Origin of the sequence: Prevotella sp. CAG:592 (assembly GCF_000436015.1) — a bacterium.
In the GTDB taxonomy this organism is placed as follows: domain Bacteria; phylum Bacteroidota; class Bacteroidia; order Bacteroidales; family Bacteroidaceae; genus Prevotella; species Prevotella pectinovora.
The window spans coordinates 1-1,273 of the sequence record NZ_FR892526.1; the positions used below are offsets into that span (position 1 = coordinate 1).

The window sequence follows — 1,273 nt, forward strand, 5'->3', positions numbered from 1 at the left end:
AATGGTGTAATGACAATAAATCTCTCTATAAATGAACAACCCGATAAAATTGTTGATTAGTGGTGCAGACATGGGAGGCTTGATAGCCTCCTGTGCCTTGCACCACGATTTCCCTGAAAGCTCTCGGCAGGAAGATAGATTTCATATCTATCGCATAGAAAAGGATACGCTGACGATGGAAGATGTGGCTGCATGCCCCTTGGCTGGCGTCCGGTATGCGGTGAATGCCACCTTACACGACAACGAAGCCTCTTTCGCTTTCGATGAGAAATGTAAGGAGCAGGGCATCACCGTTATCCATGCCGTCAATCTTGGCAAGGCAGCCTTTCTCGCTGTAGAGAAACCGAAAGGCTATCCATTCAGCGAAGTCGTGAAAAAAGGAACGGATGATTTCCGTTGCTCATTGGGCAAGTATATCTCGCAGTACGGCATGTTCTGGCAGATGCCTGTGCCTTGGGTGGATGAAGCCATCATGCATTATTCCAAGGAGTCTTTCACGCAACAGGGCATCGGGGCATACATAGCCGCCGGCTATTGTGCCAACATCCTCGTAAATCTTGCGGAAGGCAAGGAGGTGAAATACTTCCCCAAGTTCTATCTCTCGCCATTGTTGGAAGAGATATGATACTTGTGTTATGGGGTTTATTGGTTTTTGCTTGGTGGTTTCAGAAATAAAACGTATTTTTGCTGATGAAAAATCAACCTTTTTCGTTAAACCAAATGGGCAGAACCGAGTTTGCTCTAGTTATGCCATGTAATGGAATGTATATTTTAAATAAGGAGTAATTATGAATACTTCAGTAATAAATGAACCGCAGCTTTTGGTAACTGTATCTGATCCTGCTATGTTGACAAAGCTGAAAAACGCCATCAAAATGTTGAATGGTGTTAGTTCTATTTCTATTCTGAGACCTAAGAAGACAGATTTGGAACTTGCCGAAGAGGACAAGGCGCAAGGTAGAGTAACCCAATGGAATTCTGTTGACGAAATGTTTGACACTGTTTTAGGGGAATGATGTATAAGTTTGGTACAACCAAAAGATTTGACAAGGCTTTAAAGCTTTGCAAAAAGCGTGGCTATCCAATAGAAGAACTAAGAAAGGCCATAGCCATATTGGTAGAAAATGGTAGCTAAATTATATCATCTGATAGTTTGTGGCATGAAACAGCGCTTCGGCTATGTTCTTCACGCCCATCTTGGCGAAAAGATTACGCTTGCAAGCCTTTATCGTATCCACCGACTTACATAGTCGGTCGGCAATATCATTCATCG

Annotated in this window: 3 protein-coding genes; 2 read left to right on the top strand and 1 reads right to left on the bottom strand. The window is 43.0% G+C overall.

Going from position 1 to position 1,273, the window contains the following annotated elements; translation table 11 throughout:
• The first annotated feature begins 31 nt into the window (after window positions 1-31).
• Entirely contained in the window at window positions 32-625 is a 594-nt protein-coding gene (locus QVO99_RS02780; RefSeq protein WP_022316066.1) for a hypothetical protein, read from the top strand.
• 163 nt (window positions 626-788) lie between these two features.
• Window positions 789-1,016 (top strand): hypothetical protein, encoded by a 228-nt coding sequence (locus tag QVO99_RS02785; RefSeq protein ID WP_022316067.1) that lies wholly within the window; start codon window positions 789-791, stop codon window positions 1,014-1,016.
• Between the two features lie 120 nt (window positions 1,017-1,136).
• On the opposite strand, the gene QVO99_RS02790 is transcribed toward QVO99_RS02785, so the two are convergent.
• A complete protein-coding gene (locus tag QVO99_RS02790; protein ID WP_288176893.1) occupies window positions 1,137-1,271 on the bottom strand; it encodes a LuxR C-terminal-related transcriptional regulator in 135 nt (44 codons plus the stop codon).
• Between the last annotated feature and the right edge of the window lie 2 nt (window positions 1,272-1,273).

What these genes read in the sequence shown, in the direction of transcription:
- QVO99_RS02785 (WP_022316067.1), top strand. Translation starts at nt 789, where the DNA reads ATGAATACTTCAGTAATAAATGAACCGCAGCTTTTGGTAACTGTATCT.
- QVO99_RS02790 (WP_288176893.1), bottom strand. Translation starts at nt 1,271, where the DNA reads ATGAATGATATTGCCGACCGACTATGTAAGTCGGTGGATACGATAAAG.
- QVO99_RS02780 (WP_022316066.1), top strand. Translation starts at nt 32, where the DNA reads ATGAACAACCCGATAAAATTGTTGATTAGTGGTGCAGACATGGGAGGC.